Here is a 14,308-nt window from a genome sequence, read left to right on the forward strand (position 1 = left end):
CACCAGGAGATCCCCCATGCCGAAGTTCCTGCTCCTCAAGCACTACCGCGGCGGCCCGGAGCTGCACCACCCGTTCCCGCCGATGGACCGGTGGGCGCCCGAGGACGTCGAGGCGCACATCGCGTTCCAGCACCACGTCATCGCGCTGCTCAAGGAGCGCGGCGAGTACGTCGGCGCGGAGGCGCTCACGCCCGTCCGCACCTGGGTGCGGTACGGCGGCCCGGACGCCGCGCCGGTCACGACCGACGGTCCGCACCCCGAGACGAGCGACCTCGTGGCCGGCTGGTTCATGATCGACGTCGAGTCCCGCGAGCGCGCGATCGAGCTCGCCGCCTACGTGTCCTCGGAACCGGGCCCGGCCGGGGAGCCGCTCTACGAGTGGATCGACGTGCGGGAGATCATGTCCGGCTCGCCGGCCGGCTGACGAGCGTGGAGGGCTCCCCCGCCGTGACGCCGGACGAGGGCGCGCTGCGCGTCCTCGTCCCGCGGGTGCTCGCGGGCCTCGTCCGCCGTGGCGAGGACTTCGACACCGCCGAGGACGCGCTGCAGGACGCGCTCGTCGAGGCGCTCCGCACGTGGCCCGAGCACCCGCCGCGCGACCCGCGGGCCTGGCTCACGACCGTCGCGACGCGGCGCCTCGTCGACGCCCGGCGCAGCGATGCGGCCCGCCGCCGGCGCGAGGAGGCGGCGGCCGCCGAGCCGGAGCCGGAGCCGGAGCCGGGCGCGGTATCCGACGAGGGCGACGACACCCTCTTCCTGTTGTTCTGCTGCTGCCACCCCGGCCTCTCCCCCGCGTCGCAGGTCGCGCTCACCCTCCGCGCCGTCGGCGGACTCACGACCCGCGAGATCGCGGACGCCTTCTACGTGCCGGAGGCGACGATGGCCCAGCGGATCAGCCGGGCCAAGGCGGCGCTGCGCGGGCGCCCGCTCGACCGGCCCGGTGACCTCGCCGTCGTCCTCCGGGTCCTCTACCTCGTCTACACGGCGGCGCACCACGGCCCGCCCGACCGGGTCGACCTCGCCGTCGAGGCGATCCGCCTCGCGCGGGCGCTCACGCTGGCCACCGACGAGCCGGAGGCCCGCGGCCTGCTCGCGCTCATGCTCCTCGGCCACGCCCGTCTGCCCGCCCGGCTCGACGCCGCCGGCCGGATCGTCCCGCTCGACCGGCAGGACCGCGGGCGGTGGGACCCCCGCGAGATCGCCGAGGGCGTCCGCGTCCTGCAGTCGGCGCTGGCGAGGCAGACGGACGACCGGCCGCCGGGCCGGTACCAGGTGCAGGCGGCGATCGCTGCCCTCCACGCCGACGCGGCGCGGGCCGAGGAGACCGACTGGCCGCAGATCCTCTCCTGGTACGACGAGCTCGTCGCGCTGACGGACGACCCGGTGCGCGACGACCCCGCAGCGGTCCTCGGGCGCGCGGTCGCGGTCGGCGAGGTGCACGGGCCGGCCGCGGGCCTGCGCGAGACCGAGCGGCTCCGCGAGGTGCTCGGCGAGCGGCACCGGTGGCACGCGACGCGCGGGCACCTGCACGAGCTCGCGGGTGACCTTCCGGCGGCCGCCGCCGCGTACGCCGAGGCGGCCCGCCGGGCGACCGACGTGGCCGAGCGCGACCACCTCGTCCGGAGGGCGGCGCAGGCCCGCGCGAACGGTGGTGTCACCTCCTAGCTACGCAAGCGTATGTACGCTACCGTACGTAAGCGATCGGGCCTTCGGGAAAGGGAGATGACGTGAGCACCTCATCGAGACGCAGGACTTCATGCGCGAGCTTGAGGCGGGCACCGCCGGCGACACGGCGGCGGCGCCGGTCGCGGGCAGCCCCGGGGACGCGGCGGCGGTGAAGGGCAAGCAGGGCGGGATGCTCGCCCTCATCCGGCGCGCGAACCCGAAGCACCTCGAGCCGATGGAGGACCACGGCTGGTTCGGGCCCGACTCGGTCACCCGCCGCGTGTGGGCCTATCCCACGGCCATGACGATCGGCTTCAGCCGTTCCGTCGTCGTCGAGGAGCTCGACCCGTTCCTCATCGCGCCGGTCAAGAGCTCGAGCAAGATCTACAGCCAGACGCGCGTGCGCTACGACCGGACGCTGCGGTACTTCGCGACCTGCCTCTTCGCCGACTCGGGCAAGATCGCCAAGGCGAGCAACGTCCTCACGAAGGTCCACGCGCGGGCCGCGAGCCCCGACCCGGTGTCCGGCCTCATCTCCGATCCGAACAACCCGGACGAGCAGCTGTGGATCCACATGACCGCCTGGCACTCGATCCTCTACACGTACGAGGTCTACGGCCCCGGCCGCCTGTCGGAGGCCGAGGAGCGGGAGTACTGGGCCGACTGCGCGACCGCCGCGCACGCCCAGACGATCGACCCCGCCCGCGTCCCGCGCAGCCGTGACGAGGTGCGAGAGTACTTCCGCCGCATGCGCCCGCGGCTCGCCGCGTCCGAGGCGACGCAGGAGGCGATGGACCACCTGACGCGCATCGACGCGATCTACCCCGTCGCGCCGGCGATCATGGCGCCCGGCTTCTGGCTCTTCGGCAGGCTCTTCCGCGTCGCCGTCATCGCGACGCTGCCGCGGTGGCAGCGCGACCTCGCGAACCTCCACCAGGCGCGCGTCCTCGACGTCGCGATCCGCCCGGTCATGAAGGCGCTGCTCCGCATCGCCGAGACGTCGCCGCGGATGAAGCTCGCGATCATCGCGATCGCGTCGCCGTCGACCGTCCCGATCGCCGGGCCGATGCTCATGGGCATCAAGCCGCTGAGCGACGAGGTCCTCACCCCCGAGGAGACCTACCGCCGCCACCGCCTGCCCACCCCGGCCGAGCTGTACGCCGAGCTCGGCCACGACCAGAGCATCGTCGTCTACCCGCCGTCGTCCCCGGTGCCGCCCGAGGTCGCCGACCTGTACGCGGTGGGCTGAGCGGCCGCGGCCGGGGGGCCCTCGGCCCCGGCCTTGCATCCACCGGCGTATCGGGCGAGGCTTGCCCTGGCATCCGCAATCGCTTCAGGGGGATCGGCAATGAGCAGCAAGGTCGTCATCAACCTCGCCACCGGCCTCGAGGACGCCGAGCGCGTGACCGTCGCGTTCCTCGTCGGCGGCGCCGCCGCGGCGAAGGGCCGGCCGGTGGCGATGTTCCTCACCAAGGAGGCGGTGCGGCTCGCGCTCCCCGGGCACGCGGACGCTGTCGCGTGCGACGGCTGCCCGCCGCTGGCGAGGATCTTCCAGCAGTACGCCGACGCCGGCGGCGAGCTCCTCGTCTGCCCGATCTGCTTCAACTCGCGGAAGCTCGCCGAGGGTGACCTCGTCGCGAACGCGAGGCTCGCCGGCGCCACCCCGCTGTGGGAGTGGATCGGCGACGAGGCAGCGAGCGTCTTCAGCTACTGAGGACGTGCCGCGCGATCAGCGGCCGATGGCGACCCGGGCCGGCCAGCCCGTCACGGCGACCGTCGTCCACTCACCGCGGATGAGGGTCCGCGGCGAGAGGCCGAGCCAGCCGAGCCAGGTGTGGCGCACGTCCTGGATGACGGCGCCGCGACCGGAGGCGTCCGCGACCACGTCACCGGAGCGCAGCGCGCTGGCGGCGATCGGAACGAGGACGAGCAGACGGGTCATGTAATGGACGGTACGAGCGGATCCTGAAGACCGGATCAAGAGGGGGCGGTCGTCAGGGACCGCTCAGCGCCAGGCGCTCGAGCGGCTCGTAGCGCGCGCCCTCCGGCCGCAGGAACGAGCGGTAGACGATCAGCGCATCGACGGTGAACGCCGCCGCCGGCGTCGGGTCGAGCGGCCCGGACGGGTCCGCCCGCGCCCGGGCCGGCAGGCGGGCGACGGTGAGGTGCGGGCGGAAGGCACGGCCGTCGGGAGCCCACAGCCCGGCGGCGGTCAGCCCGGCGGCGACCGCGCGCTGCAGCGCTGCGAGCGCGCCGTCGGGGTCCCCCACCTCGACGGCGAGCACCCGTGGATGCCGGGGCGGAAGCCACACCGGCGCGGCGAGCTCGAGGCCGATCGCCCCGCCTCCCCCGGCCGCCGTCCACTCGGCGACCGAGCCCGCGACCGCCGCGGACACCGGCCCGACGTCGGCCGCCGGGCGCGCGCCCAGGAAGGCCAGGGTCAGGTGGATCGACGACGCCGCGAGGACCCGCAGCCCGCCGCCCCGCGTGCGCTGTGACCGGCCCCAGGCGGTGAGCTGCGCGGCGACCGGAGCGGACGGATCGGCCGCGACGAAGAGGCGGTGGCTCCCCGTGGCGGCGTGGCGCCGGTGCGGGCTCACGGCGGGGTCCGGCTCCGCGGCGGCGGCACGGCCCTCAACCCCCGGGCGGCATCGAGTAGGTGAACATCCGCTCGGCCTCGATCCGCGCGTAGACCGGGCCCGAGTCGAGGAAGTCCTCCCACTCCGGCCCGTACCGCGGGACGTAGATGTCGAGCAGGGCACGCGAACTCCCGCGGGGACCTGACGTCGACCGGGACCGCGCGGCCGTGGACGGTGATGGCGAGCTCCTCGCCGGGCAGGTACGTCGCGCTCACCGCGGGGCGCGCGCCGAGGTGGCGGAAGCGGGCCGAGTGCGGCGCCGAGCCGAAGTGGAAGGCCCCGCGGAGGAAGATGCCGTCGACCGGGCCGATGCGCGGCTCGCCCGTCGCCGTCACGGTCGCCAGCGCGAGCAGGCACATGCCCTGCAGCCGCACGCTCACCTGCGCGGCGGTCAGCCTGCGCTCTGGGGTGCGGATGCTCAGCAGGTGCTCGCCCGCAGCGGCGTAGCTGCGGTCGATGAGCGCCTGGAGCGCCGCGAGGTCGTCCGCCGTCTCGTGCACCTCACGATTGAACCACCCCCGGCGGAGGGCCTGGAGATCTGCTCTCATCCGCCTCACCCGAGAAATTTCCGGCGAGGTGTCGATCACGCCGCTCCCCGTTCGTCTCTGAGGCGACCAACCACCGAGGAGGCCTCGAATGAAGTACATGCTGTTGATCCACCAGGGCACCACCCCGCTCCCCGGCAGCCCCGAGTGGAACGCCCTCACCCCCGAGCAGCAGGGCGGCGTGCTGGCGGCGTACCAGGCGCTGAACGAGACGCCGGGGGTGACGCCGGGCGTCCGGATGCAGCCGCCGGAGATGGCGACGACCGTCCGCGTGCAGGACGGCTCGACGCTCGTGACGGACGGCCCGTTCGCCGAGCTGAAGGAGGCGATCGGCGGCTACTGCTTCTTCGAGGCGGACGACCTCGACGCGGCCATCGAGCTCGCGGCGCGCATCCCGGCGGCGAGCATGGGCGGCGCGATCGAGGTCCGTCCGCTCGCGGAGCGGTGACGGAGCTCGAGCAGACCTTCCGCGAGCAGTGGGGCCGCGTGCTCGCGGCCCTCATCGGCTTCCTCGGCGACTTCGACCTCGCCGAGGAGGCCACGCAGGAGGCGTTCGCGATCGCCGCCGAGCGCTGGCCGCGTGAGGGCGTCCCCGCCGCCCCGGGGCCGTGGCTCGTGGCCACCGCGCGCAACCGGGCGATCGACCGCCTGCGGCGCGAGCGGACGCTCGCGGCGAAGACGAAGCTGCTCGACGTCCCCGAGGCCGTGGAGGACGACGTGGACCCGTTCGACGAGACGCGGTTCGGCGACGAGCGGCTCGAGCTGCTCTTCACCTGCTGCCACCCGGCCCTCGACCGGCCGGCGCAGGTCGCGCTGACGCTCCGGACGCTCGGCGGGCTGACGACACCCGAGATCGCCCGCGCGTTCCTCGTCCCCGAGGCGACGATGGCCCAGCGGCTCGTCCGCGCGAAGCGGAAGATCAAGGCGGCCGGCATTCCGTTCCGCGTCCCGCCCGCGCACCTGCTGCCCGACCGGCTCGCGACGGTGCTCGCGGTCGTCTACCTCATCTTCAACGAGGGCTACGGGGGCCGCGCCGACCTCACCGGTGAGGCGCTCGCCCTCGGCCGCGCGCTCGCGGAGCTCATGCCCGACGAGTCGGAGGTCCACGGACTGCTGGCGCTCATGCTCCTGCACCACGCGCGGCGGGACGCCCGGTTCGACGGCGCGGACCTCGTCCTCCTCGCCGATCAGGACCCGGGGCGCTGGGACGCCGCGGGCATCGCCGCGGGCCGGACGGCGCTCGACCGGGCGCTCGCCCTCCGCGGCCGCGGCCCCTACGTCCTCCAGGCCGCCATCGCCTCCCTCCACGCGCAGACGCCACGCGACTGGCCGCAGATCGCCGCGCTCTACGGCGAGCTCGCCCGCGTCACGGCCTCGCCCGTCGTCGAGCTGAGCCGCGCCGTGGCGGTCGCGGAGGCCGAAGGCCCCGCCGCCGGCCTCGCGATCGCCGACGGGCTCGGGCTCGAGGCGTACCACTATCTCCACGCTACGCGGGGTGAGCTGCTGGCCCGCCTCGGGCGCACGACCGAGGCGCGCGACGCGTACGTCCGCGCGCTGGAGCTCGCGCACGACGACGCCGAGCGCCGCCATCTGGAGCGGCGCCTGGCGGCCGTCGGCGCGGAGACCGGCCGCTGACCCGGCGGGTCAGGCGGGGAGCGCCTCGGCTTCGGGCGGCGTCTGGTCGACGCGCGTGATGCTGAGGTAGACGACGAGCGCGAGGATCGTCCCGAGGAAGATGTAGCTCGTCGTGTTCGTCCCCAGCGCGAGGCCGCCGTCGGCCTTGGCCTGGGACATGTAGTCGCCGATCGACGCGCCGAGCGGCCGGGTCAGGACGTACGCGGCCCAGAAGGCGAAGATCGCGTTGAGGCCGAACTTCAGGTGCGCGACGGTGATGACCGCGATCGAGCCGCCGAAGAGGATGATCGACTTCCAGTACCCCAGGCCGCTCGTCTCGGCGATGTAGTCGCCGGCGGCGGTGCCCAGCGCGAAGGTGAACAGGACGGTCACCCAGTAGAAGACCTCGCGGCGGAGGGTGACGATCGAGTGGATCGACAGCGTCCGCTCCACGCCGTACCAGATCGCGAAGCTCGCGATCGTGGCGATCGAGAAGATGATCGTCGTCGTATGCAGCGCGACCCCGTGGTTGTCGACGAGGTTGTCGGTGATGAGCGTGCCGACGACGCTGATGAGGACGATCCCGGCCCAGTAGAAGAGCGGGATGTACTTGTTGAAGGCGAAGACGAAGACGAGGACGGCGACGAGGATCGCGCCCGTGTAATACGCAAGCGTCGCGTCGCTGAGGTTGTACCTGCTTGAGAGGTTGTCCGCCCCCGTCTCGCCGACCGTCGTGCAGAGGATCTTGATGATCCAGAAGTAGATCGTCACCTCGGGAACCTTGTTCAGCACGTTGCGGCCGAACAGGCCGGTTCCCGTGGCAGGCGTCGTGCGCGTGGCAGTGCTCATGCGCCGCAGGCTGCCAGCGCCCGCCTGACGGTTTCCTGAGTGCGACGCTATGCCGCGGTGAAGCCGCCGATGAGCTCCGCGGTCTCGAGCGGGACGTCGAGCTGCGGGCAGTGCCCGACGCCGTCGAGGACGACCCAGTCCGCGTGCGGCACCCACTCCTCGCGGAAGCGGGCGGCCGCCGACGGCCAGGCGAGGAGCTTGTCCTCCGTCCCCCACACGACGCGGACCGGGCAGCGCACGGCCTCGGCGTCGACGTGCCACCCGGTCTCGCTCGCGAAGGCGACGAGCGGCCCGACGGCCTCGCAGGCGGCGACCCCGCGCATCTGGTGGGCGAGCAGCGCGGCCGGGATGTGCTCCCAACGCTCGGCGGTGAAGGTCGTCGCGCGGCGGCGGCCCTCGGGCGTGGCGACGATCTCCTCCGCCCGCGGCGCGGCGAGCCTCAGCAGGTCCTGCATCGTCGTGAAGTGCGCGAGCGTCGCGCCGACCGTGCCGTCCCCCTTCGCCCACCCGCCCGCGGGCGCGAGCGCGACGACCGACCGGGCCCGGCCGCGAGCCGCGAGGGCGAAGGCGAGGTAGCCGCCGAGCGAGTTGCCGACGATGTGCGCGGTGTCGAAGCCGGCGTCGTCCATCGCCGCCTCGACCGCGTCGACGAGCGCGACGTCGAGCGGCCCCGCCCCGAGCAGCGGCCCGCCCGCGTGCCCGGCGAGCGTCGGCGCGAGGACGTCGTGCCGGCGCTCGAGCGCCGGCAGGACGAGCTCCCACGTGCGCCACGTGTCGGTGAAGCCGTGCAGGCAGACGAGCGGGCTGCCGGCGCCGCCGCGGTGGGCCGGGGTGAAGGTCGTGTCCACGCGCGCAAGGCTACGGCGCGCGACCGAGGACGGCGTGGCGCGGTTCCTGAACAAGCCATGACGGTTCCCTGAATGCTCACCGGCGGCGGGCGCCGCCGTGCGTAGATTGCCTCGCATGGTCGCCGCCCCCACCCTGCCCCGGCGTGCGACCGGCCTGTGGCCCGTCGGCCTCGACGGCGCGCCGCTGCTCGCCGCGCTCATCGCGGTCGCCTGGCTGCTCGTGGACCCGCGCTCACCGGACCTCGCCGCCCAGGTCTACCGCGTCGACCTCTTCCGGCACGCGGGCTTCGCGGTCTGGGACAACAACTGGTACGCGGGCCACCACCTCCCCGGCTACAGCCTGACGTTCCCGGCGATGGCCGCGCTCGTCGGCCTGCGGCCGCTCGGGGCGCTCGCCGTCATCACGTCGACCGTCCTCTTCGCCGGCCTCGTCCGCGGGCGCTTCGGCCCGCAGACGCGCTTCGCGACCGCCTGGTTCGCCGTCGCCGCGTCGGGCGACCTCTGGATCGGGCGGCTGACGTTCGCGCTCGGCGTCACCGCCGGGCTGGCCGCCGCGCTCGCCGCCGCCCGCCACCGCCCGCGCCTCGCCGCGCTGCTCGCCGCAGCATGCGCGGCGACGAGCCCCGTCGCCGGCCTCTTCCTCGCCCTCGCCGGCGTCGCCCTCGCGGTCGCCGCGCGGCGGCCGTGCGCGCGCAGCGTGGCGCTCGTCGTGCCGCCGCTGCTCCTCGTCGGCGCCCTCGCGGTGCTCTTCCCGGAGGGCGGGGTGCAGCCGTTCGCGCTCACGTCCTTCCTCGCGGCGGCCGGGGCGACGGTGGCGTTCGTCGTGCTCCTCCCCCGCCAGGAACGGGTGCTGCGCACCGGCGGCGTCCTCTACGCCCTCGCGGTCCTGGCATCGCTGCTGCCGCTTACGCCGATGGGCAGCAACGTCGTGCGCCTCGGGGTCATGTTCACCGGGCCGCTGCTGCTCTGCGCGCTCGCCGGCCCCGGCCGGGCCCGGCTGCGCGACCGTCGCCTCGTCGCCGCGCTCGCCGTCGCAGGGGCGGGCCTCGCCGCCTGGACGATCACCGGGCCGGTCGTGCAGTCGCTGCGGGCCGACGACGACCCGTCGGTCCGGGCCGCGTACTACCTCCCGGTGGAGCGCTTCCTCGCCGCCCGCCACAGCACCCCCGTCCGGGTCGAGGTGCCGTTCACGCGCGCGCACTGGGAGAGCGTCTTCCTCGGGCGCCGCTACCTCCTCGCCCGCGGCTGGGAGCGCCAGCTCGACGTGAAGTACGACGGCCTCTTCGACGGGCCGCTCACCGCCGCGGCGTACCACCGCTGGCTCGCGACGACCGGGGTCGCGTACGTCGCGCTGCCGGACGTGCCGCTCGACGGCACGGGCCGCCTCGAGGCGGCGCTCGTCCGCCACGGGCTGCCGTTCCTCACCCCCGTGCTCCGCACCCGCCACTGGCGCATCTACGCCGTCCGCGGCCACGCCCCGCTCGTCTGGGGTCCGGGCCGCGTGACGTCCCTCGGACGCGACCGCTTCGCGCTGCGCGCCCGGCGCGCGGGACGCTTCGTCGTCCGGCTGCGGTACACGCCGTACTGGACCGTCACGGCGGGCCGGGCCTGCGTCGCCCCGACGCACGGGGGCTGGACCGCGGTCGACGCGGCCGGCCCGGGGCCGGTGCGGATCGCGGCGCGCTGGTCGCTCGGCGCGGCGCTCCGCGACGCGCCGGCGTGCCTGCCGCCCGCCGCGGGCTGAGCGCGACGCTCAGGCCGTGGTGGTGGGAGGGAACTCCCCCGCCACGCGTGGCCGGCGCCGGTCGCGGACCGTCCGCTGCGTGCCCTCGGGCGCCTTCGCGCCCTTCGTGCGCCGCTCGCTCTCGCGGCGGTCGACGATGACCTCGACGTTCGGGTCGTCGGCGTAGTACGCGACGAGCTTGTCGTACAGCTCGTCTTCGAGGGGGGAGGGGACGACGCAGTAGATCATCGGGTGGCTCCGGGCATCTCGGTCAGGATCCTACGCGAGCTCGGCGGCCGGGTGGAGGAAGCCGCCCTCGTCCGCGCGGACGTTCGCGACGCGGTCCTCGGCGGGCAGCTCCGCGAGCTCGGTGCCCTGCCCCGTGACGCGCGCGCCCGAGGCCTCGTCCCCGAGGTCGACCTCGTAGCGGTACCAGCTGAGCTCCCAGGCGACGACGATCGTCACGACGCTGCCCTCGGTCGCGGACGGCCGCGAGGCGACCATCGGCGCGCCGAGCGAGCGGGAGACGCCGGAGACGGTGCGGGTGTGCGGCCCGAGGTTGAAGACCTCCAGCGCGCGGGCGACCTTGCGCTCGGCGTTCGTCGGGACGGCGCTGATGCCGCGGTCCCGCGGGGCGTCGTCGGCCGGCCACTGGGCGGGCGCGGCGGGCGCGTGCGAGGCGGTGATCGGCGCGTGGGCGACCGGCGCGGGCGCGGGCGCGGGCGCGGGCGCGGCGACGGGGGCGGGCATCTCACCGGCGCCGTGGGCCGGGGTGTAGTGATCGGGGTCGTAGGACGCCGGGTCGTAGACCGGCGTGGCCTCCGGCACCGGGTCGTCGCCCGCGCGGTCGGCGCGCGCACGGGAGCGCAGGCGGCCGAGCAGCGACCGGGCGGAGGTGCGCTCGCCGCTGCGCCGGCCCGAGAGCGCGTCGTCGACGCCCTCGCGGATCCAGCCCTCGTGCATCGCCCGCGTCGTGCACAGCTCGCACACCGTCCGGCGGGAGCCGCCGTGGAGGAAGACGTCCGCGTTCTCGCCACGCAGGAGCGTCCGGCCGCACACGTCGCAGCCGATGACGGCCATGTTGGTGACGATGGTCTTGCGGGTCACAGAGGGGCTGAGACTAGCACCGGACCGGCCGGGATCCGGGCGCGTTTTTGCCCCTGCGGGGCGGCGATCAGCGATCGTCGTCGGTGAGCCGTGAGCGCAGGCGCAGCACGGCCTTCGTGTGCAGCTGCGAAATCCGGGACTCCGTCACGCCGAGGACCTCGCCGATCTCGCGGAGCGTCAGGTTCTCGTAGTAGTAGAGGGCGACGACGAGCTTCTCGCGCTCGGGCAGACGCGCGATCGCGTCGGCCACGCGGTCCTTCAGCTCGGTCTGGTCCATGACCGCCGCGGGGTCCGGCGCGCCGGGGTCCTGGAGCGTGTCGAGGAGCGAGACCTGGTCGCCCGACGCGTCGCCGACGGTCCACAGCTCGTCGAGCGCGGCGATCGTCGAGTTCGAGATCTGCAGGAGCGACGCGAGGAAGTCCTGGACCTCTATGCCGAGCTCGGCGGCCATCTCCTCGTCGGTCGGTGCCCGCTGCAGCCGGTGCTCGAGCTTCGCGTTGGCGCGCTCGATCTCGCGGGCCTTCGCGCGGACGGACCGCGGCACCCAGTCGAGCGACCGCAGCTCGTCGATGATCGCGCCCTTGATGCGCGTGATGGCGTACGTCTCGAACTTGATCTCGCGCTCGAGCTCGAACCGCTCGATCGCGTTGATGAGCCCGACGAGACCGTAGGAGATGAGGTCGGCCTCGTCGACGTGCGCCGGGAGCCCCGACGCCATCCGTCCCGAGACGTACTTCACGAGAGGCGAGTACGCCACGACGAGACGCTCGCGCGCGCGCTCGTCCCCCGAGGACTTGTAGCGACGCCACATGTCCTTGAGTTCGATGGCCTTGACGTTGGTCTCCACGAAGTGTGCTCTCCTGCTGCGATCAGGCCCTTGGATGGGCAGAGGCGTACGCCGAACGCAGCCTCGCGGACTCTACACGTGTGTAGATCTGAGTCGTACTGATGCTGCTGTGCCCGAGGAGCTCCTGGATCGATCGGAGGTCGGCGCCGCCGTCGAGCAGATGGGTCGCGAACGAGTGCCGCAGCGCGTGCGGGGAGACGCCGCCCTGCAGCTGCGCCTGCCGCGTCCACACCCGCAGGCGCCGGCGCACGTCGGACGTCGACAGCGGCCGGCCGCTCTTGGAGAGGAACAGCGCCCTCTCCCCGTCCTGGCGGCTGAGCGCCGGGCGGGCGCGGCCGAGGTAGCGCGTGATGGCCTCCGCGGCGTGCTCGCCGAGCGGCACGAAGCGCGTCTTGCCGCCCTTGCCCTCGACCCGGAGCTGCTCACCGTCGAAGTCGACGGCGGCGACCTGCAGGTCGACGAGCTCCTCCGCGCGCAGCCCGGCGCCGTAGGCGACCTCGAGCAGGGCCCGGTCGCGGAGCTCGAGCGGCGTGGACACGGGGATGCGGTCGAGCAGGGCGGCGAGCTCGGCGGGCTTCAGGACCCGCGGGAGCTTCTTCTCGCCCTTCGGCGACGCCATGAGGTCGGCGGGGTTCGCGGCGATCTGACCGTGCTCGCGCAGGACGCGGAAGAGGGCGCGCAGGGCCGCGAGCTTGCGGGACACGCTCGCGGCCTGGATCCCCGCCTCGGAGAGATGCTGGGCGTACCGGCGGAGCGTGCGCAGGACGACCGTCTGCGGCTCGAGGCCGTGGGCGTCCGCCCAGGCGGCGAACTGCCCGACGTCGGTGCCGTACGCGCGGCGGGTCTTCTCCGCCATCCCGCGGCGGCGCAGGTCGGCGTCGAACAGGCGGAGGGCCTCGCTCCAGACCGGGGAGAGGCCGCCCGGAGCCGGGGGCGCACTATTCTCGCTCGGGATGGCCTTGTTCTTCATCGACACGGCGACCGGTCAGGTGGCGACGCAGCACCAGCTCGTGGAGGCTGGCGTGGCCCCCGAGGACGGCATCCCGTCGCGGCCGTGGTTCCGCATCCAGGGCACGGGCGACGCCACGACCATGTGGTACGCGGTGATGCGGCGCAAGGAGAAGGGCATCTTCATCGGCTCGCTCGTCTTTCGCCACAGCCCCCACCACTCCCTGCTCCTGGAGCGCGGGTGGGAGGAGATCGCCGTCGAGGAGATCCGGGCCACCGTGCCCCTGCCCTGACCCGGGGCGGCCGTGCCGGCGACGCGCACGCGGCGCCGTCAGTGGGAGATGTACACCGTCGCGCCGACCGGCACGCGCGGGTACATGTCGATGACGTCGGACACGTGCATCCGCATGCAGCCGTGCGACGCGGCCGAGCCGATCGACGCGTCGTCGCTCGTGCCGTGGAAGCCGACGCCGTCGGTGACGCCCAGCCAGCGGGCCTTCAGCGGGTTCGCCGCCGTCCCGCCCTCGACCGTCGTGCCGGCGAGCTCGCCCGCCCACGGGCTGTTCGGGACCGACCAGACCGGGTCGATCTGCTTGCCCTGGATGTGGAACGTCCCCTCGGGCGTGTCGTGCCCGGGCGCGCCGATCGCGATCGGGTAGGCCTTCTCGAACTTCAGGTTCTTGTAGATCTTCACGCTGAACGTGCTCTTGTTCACGATGAGGATCGTCCCGGACTGCTTCGCGAGCCGGCCGGTGGTGACCTTCGGCTTGTGGTGGATCGTCTTCGCGACGAACGTCCGCTTCGCCGTCGTCGAGACGATCGCCGCGTCGATCTGCTGGTGGAGCGTGTGGCGGTCGACCTCCAGGCCGTCGCGGCTGTCGACCTTCTTGAAGCCGGCGAGCGAGATCGACAGGCTCGCGTCCGTCGGCTTGCGGTCGATGGCCCGGCGGACCTTGTCGAGCATCCGCAGGACCGCCGCGTCGGAGTAGGTCACCTGCGGGTCGAGCGTCGTGTCGACGGTGCCGCCGGTGAGCCGCCGCCAGGTGCGGCTGAGGATGTTGCCCTGGCCGCTGCGGGTCAGCGCCTCGGAGAGGACCTCGTCGATGTTCGCCTCGATGCGGGCCTCGCGGGCGCCGAGCGTCCACGTCGAGGTGTCGTGGTGGATGACGATCGGGCGACGGAGCGCGGCGAGGTACTGGGTCTCCAGGCGCCGGTGCGCCTGGGCGACGCTCAGCCCGCCGATGTCCAGGCCGCCGACCGTGACGCCCTTCGCGATCGTGTCCCCGCGCGAGTTGTCGTACGCGTAGATCGCGCCCGCGCCGCCGAGGAGGATGGCGAGCGTGAGCCCGACGATGATGAATGTCCGCGTCCGCATGGTGAAATCCCCCGCACAGCGTAGGGATCGGCGCGGGGTCCCACCAACGCCGGGACGCCCGGTCCGGCGGGAAGTGCGTCAGGATTCACACTTCTGCGGCCGATTCCGGCGGTTCGGCGGGCCGACCGCACGCTCGGCGACCGGCGCG

At 74.0% G+C, this 14,308-nt stretch carries 18 protein-coding genes; 8 read left to right on the top strand and 10 right to left on the bottom strand.

All coding sequences use genetic code 11. The features are described 5' to 3' along the window. Positions 1-16: 16 nt before the first annotated feature. From NBH00_RS17025 to NBH00_RS17040, 4 genes are all read left to right on the top strand, one after another. Positions 17-424: a YciI family protein gene (locus NBH00_RS17025; RefSeq protein ID WP_254569790.1), complete on the top strand. Its 408-nt coding sequence runs from the start codon at positions 17-19 to the stop codon at positions 422-424. Between the two features lie 23 nt (positions 425-447). Then, positions 448-1,665: an RNA polymerase sigma factor gene (locus NBH00_RS17030; RefSeq protein WP_254569791.1), complete on the top strand. Its 1,218-nt coding sequence runs from the start codon at positions 448-450 to the stop codon at positions 1,663-1,665. Positions 1,666-1,756: 91 nt separating this feature from the next. Next, on the top strand, positions 1,757-2,914 hold the full coding sequence (locus NBH00_RS17035; RefSeq protein WP_254569792.1) for an oxygenase MpaB family protein: 1,158 nt from the start codon (positions 1,757-1,759) through the stop codon (positions 2,912-2,914). 99 nt (positions 2,915-3,013) lie between these two features. After that, positions 3,014-3,379: a DsrE family protein gene (locus tag NBH00_RS17040; protein ID WP_254569793.1), complete on the top strand. Its 366-nt coding sequence runs from the start codon at positions 3,014-3,016 to the stop codon at positions 3,377-3,379. A gap of 15 nt (positions 3,380-3,394) precedes the next feature. On the opposite strand, the gene NBH00_RS17045 is transcribed toward NBH00_RS17040, so the two are convergent. The 3 genes from NBH00_RS17045 to NBH00_RS17055 are packed head-to-tail and all read right to left on the bottom strand — an operon-like array spanning position 3,395 to position 4,852. After that, on the bottom strand, positions 3,395-3,607 hold the full coding sequence (locus NBH00_RS17045) for a hypothetical protein (protein ID WP_254569794.1): 213 nt from the start codon (positions 3,605-3,607) through the stop codon (positions 3,395-3,397). Positions 3,608-3,659: 52 nt separating this feature from the next. Continuing rightward, entirely contained in the window at positions 3,660-4,265 is a 606-nt protein-coding gene (thpR, locus tag NBH00_RS17050) for an RNA 2',3'-cyclic phosphodiesterase (RefSeq protein ID WP_254569795.1), read from the bottom strand. Next, positions 4,262-4,852 (bottom strand): pyridoxamine 5'-phosphate oxidase family protein, encoded by a 591-nt coding sequence (locus tag NBH00_RS17055; RefSeq protein ID WP_254569796.1) that lies wholly within the window; start codon positions 4,850-4,852, stop codon positions 4,262-4,264. Before NBH00_RS17055 ends, thpR begins: the two co-directional genes overlap by 4 nt. Before the next feature lie 88 nt (positions 4,853-4,940). Between NBH00_RS17055 and NBH00_RS17060 the strand changes: the two genes are divergently transcribed. Both NBH00_RS17060 and NBH00_RS17065 read left to right on the top strand, forming a co-directional pair. Next, positions 4,941-5,297: a YciI family protein gene (locus NBH00_RS17060; RefSeq protein ID WP_254569797.1), complete on the top strand. Its 357-nt coding sequence runs from the start codon at positions 4,941-4,943 to the stop codon at positions 5,295-5,297. Next, positions 5,294-6,484, top strand: coding sequence for an RNA polymerase sigma factor (locus tag NBH00_RS17065; RefSeq protein WP_254569798.1), 1,191 nt, complete (start codon positions 5,294-5,296; stop codon positions 6,482-6,484). Before NBH00_RS17060 ends, NBH00_RS17065 begins: the two co-directional genes overlap by 4 nt. Positions 6,485-6,493: 9 nt before the next feature. On the opposite strand, the gene NBH00_RS17070 is transcribed toward NBH00_RS17065, so the two are convergent. Further along, positions 6,494-7,312 (bottom strand): COG4705 family protein, encoded by an 819-nt coding sequence (locus NBH00_RS17070; protein WP_254569799.1) that lies wholly within the window; start codon positions 7,310-7,312, stop codon positions 6,494-6,496. 47 nt (positions 7,313-7,359) lie between these two features. Next, positions 7,360-8,160, bottom strand: a complete 801-nt coding sequence (locus NBH00_RS17075) for an alpha/beta fold hydrolase (protein WP_254569800.1) — start codon at positions 8,158-8,160, stop codon at positions 7,360-7,362. A gap of 115 nt (positions 8,161-8,275) precedes the next feature. On the opposite strand from NBH00_RS17075, the gene NBH00_RS17080 reads away from it, so the two are divergent. Beyond that, entirely contained in the window at positions 8,276-9,904 is a 1,629-nt protein-coding gene (locus NBH00_RS17080) for a hypothetical protein (protein ID WP_254569801.1), read from the top strand. Between the two features lie 9 nt (positions 9,905-9,913). On the opposite strand, the gene NBH00_RS17085 is transcribed toward NBH00_RS17080, so the two are convergent. The 4 genes from NBH00_RS17085 to NBH00_RS17100 all read right to left on the bottom strand — a co-directional run bounded on the left by NBH00_RS17085 (position 9,914) and on the right by NBH00_RS17100 (position 12,807). Then, positions 9,914-10,132: a hypothetical protein gene (locus NBH00_RS17085; RefSeq protein WP_254569802.1), complete on the bottom strand. Its 219-nt coding sequence runs from the start codon at positions 10,130-10,132 to the stop codon at positions 9,914-9,916. Between the two features lie 30 nt (positions 10,133-10,162). After that, positions 10,163-10,990 carry a hypothetical protein gene (locus NBH00_RS17090; protein ID WP_254569803.1) on the bottom strand — a complete coding sequence of 276 codons (828 nt, stop codon included), beginning with the start codon at positions 10,988-10,990 and terminating at the stop codon, positions 10,163-10,165. Positions 10,991-11,057: 67 nt separating this feature from the next. Further along, positions 11,058-11,837, bottom strand: a complete 780-nt coding sequence (gene whiG / locus NBH00_RS17095; RefSeq protein ID WP_254569804.1) for an RNA polymerase sigma factor WhiG — start codon at positions 11,835-11,837, stop codon at positions 11,058-11,060. A 22-nt stretch (positions 11,838-11,859) separates the two neighbouring features. After that, a complete protein-coding gene (locus NBH00_RS17100; RefSeq protein ID WP_254569805.1) occupies positions 11,860-12,807 on the bottom strand; it encodes a tyrosine recombinase in 948 nt (315 codons plus the stop codon). On the opposite strand from NBH00_RS17100, the gene NBH00_RS17105 reads away from it, so the two are divergent. After that, positions 12,791-13,078, top strand: a complete 288-nt coding sequence (locus tag NBH00_RS17105) for a hypothetical protein (protein WP_254569806.1) — start codon at positions 12,791-12,793, stop codon at positions 13,076-13,078. The genes NBH00_RS17100 and NBH00_RS17105 overlap by 17 nt on opposite strands. A 38-nt stretch (positions 13,079-13,116) precedes the next feature. Here NBH00_RS17105 and NBH00_RS17110 read toward each other — a convergent pair whose 3' ends face one another. Beyond that, positions 13,117-14,160 carry a L,D-transpeptidase family protein gene (locus tag NBH00_RS17110; protein ID WP_254569807.1) on the bottom strand — a complete coding sequence of 348 codons (1,044 nt, stop codon included), beginning with the start codon at positions 14,158-14,160 and terminating at the stop codon, positions 13,117-13,119. Positions 14,161-14,308 lie beyond the last annotated feature (148 nt).

Origin of the sequence: Paraconexibacter antarcticus, from assembly GCF_024220175.1 — a bacterium.
Lineage (GTDB): Bacteria > Actinomycetota > Thermoleophilia > Solirubrobacterales > Solirubrobacteraceae > Paraconexibacter > Paraconexibacter antarcticus.

Bases quoted from the DNA above. Each gene is read 5' to 3' on its own strand.
- NBH00_RS17025 (WP_254569790.1), top strand. From the start codon at position 17: ATGCCGAAGTTCCTGCTCCTCAAGCACTACCGCGGCGGCCCGGAGCTG.
- NBH00_RS17035 (WP_254569792.1), top strand. From the start codon at position 1,757: ATGCGCGAGCTTGAGGCGGGCACCGCCGGCGACACGGCGGCGGCGCCG.
- NBH00_RS17040 (WP_254569793.1), top strand. From the start codon at position 3,014: ATGAGCAGCAAGGTCGTCATCAACCTCGCCACCGGCCTCGAGGACGCC.
- NBH00_RS17045 (WP_254569794.1), bottom strand. From the start codon at position 3,607: ATGACCCGTCTGCTCGTCCTCGTTCCGATCGCCGCCAGCGCGCTGCGC.
- NBH00_RS17055 (WP_254569796.1), bottom strand. From the start codon at position 4,852: ATGAGAGCAGATCTCCAGGCCCTCCGCCGGGGGTGGTTCAATCGTGAG.
- NBH00_RS17060 (WP_254569797.1), top strand. From the start codon at position 4,941: ATGAAGTACATGCTGTTGATCCACCAGGGCACCACCCCGCTCCCCGGC.
- NBH00_RS17070 (WP_254569799.1), bottom strand. From the start codon at position 7,312: ATGAGCACTGCCACGCGCACGACGCCTGCCACGGGAACCGGCCTGTTC.
- NBH00_RS17080 (WP_254569801.1), top strand. From the start codon at position 8,276: ATGGTCGCCGCCCCCACCCTGCCCCGGCGTGCGACCGGCCTGTGGCCC.
- NBH00_RS17085 (WP_254569802.1), bottom strand. From the start codon at position 10,132: ATGATCTACTGCGTCGTCCCCTCCCCCCTCGAAGACGAGCTGTACGAC.
- NBH00_RS17105 (WP_254569806.1), top strand. From the start codon at position 12,791: ATGGCCTTGTTCTTCATCGACACGGCGACCGGTCAGGTGGCGACGCAG.
- NBH00_RS17100 (WP_254569805.1), bottom strand. From the start codon at position 12,807: ATGAAGAACAAGGCCATCCCGAGCGAGAATAGTGCGCCCCCGGCTCCG.
- NBH00_RS17110 (WP_254569807.1), bottom strand. From the start codon at position 14,160: ATGCGGACGCGGACATTCATCATCGTCGGGCTCACGCTCGCCATCCTC.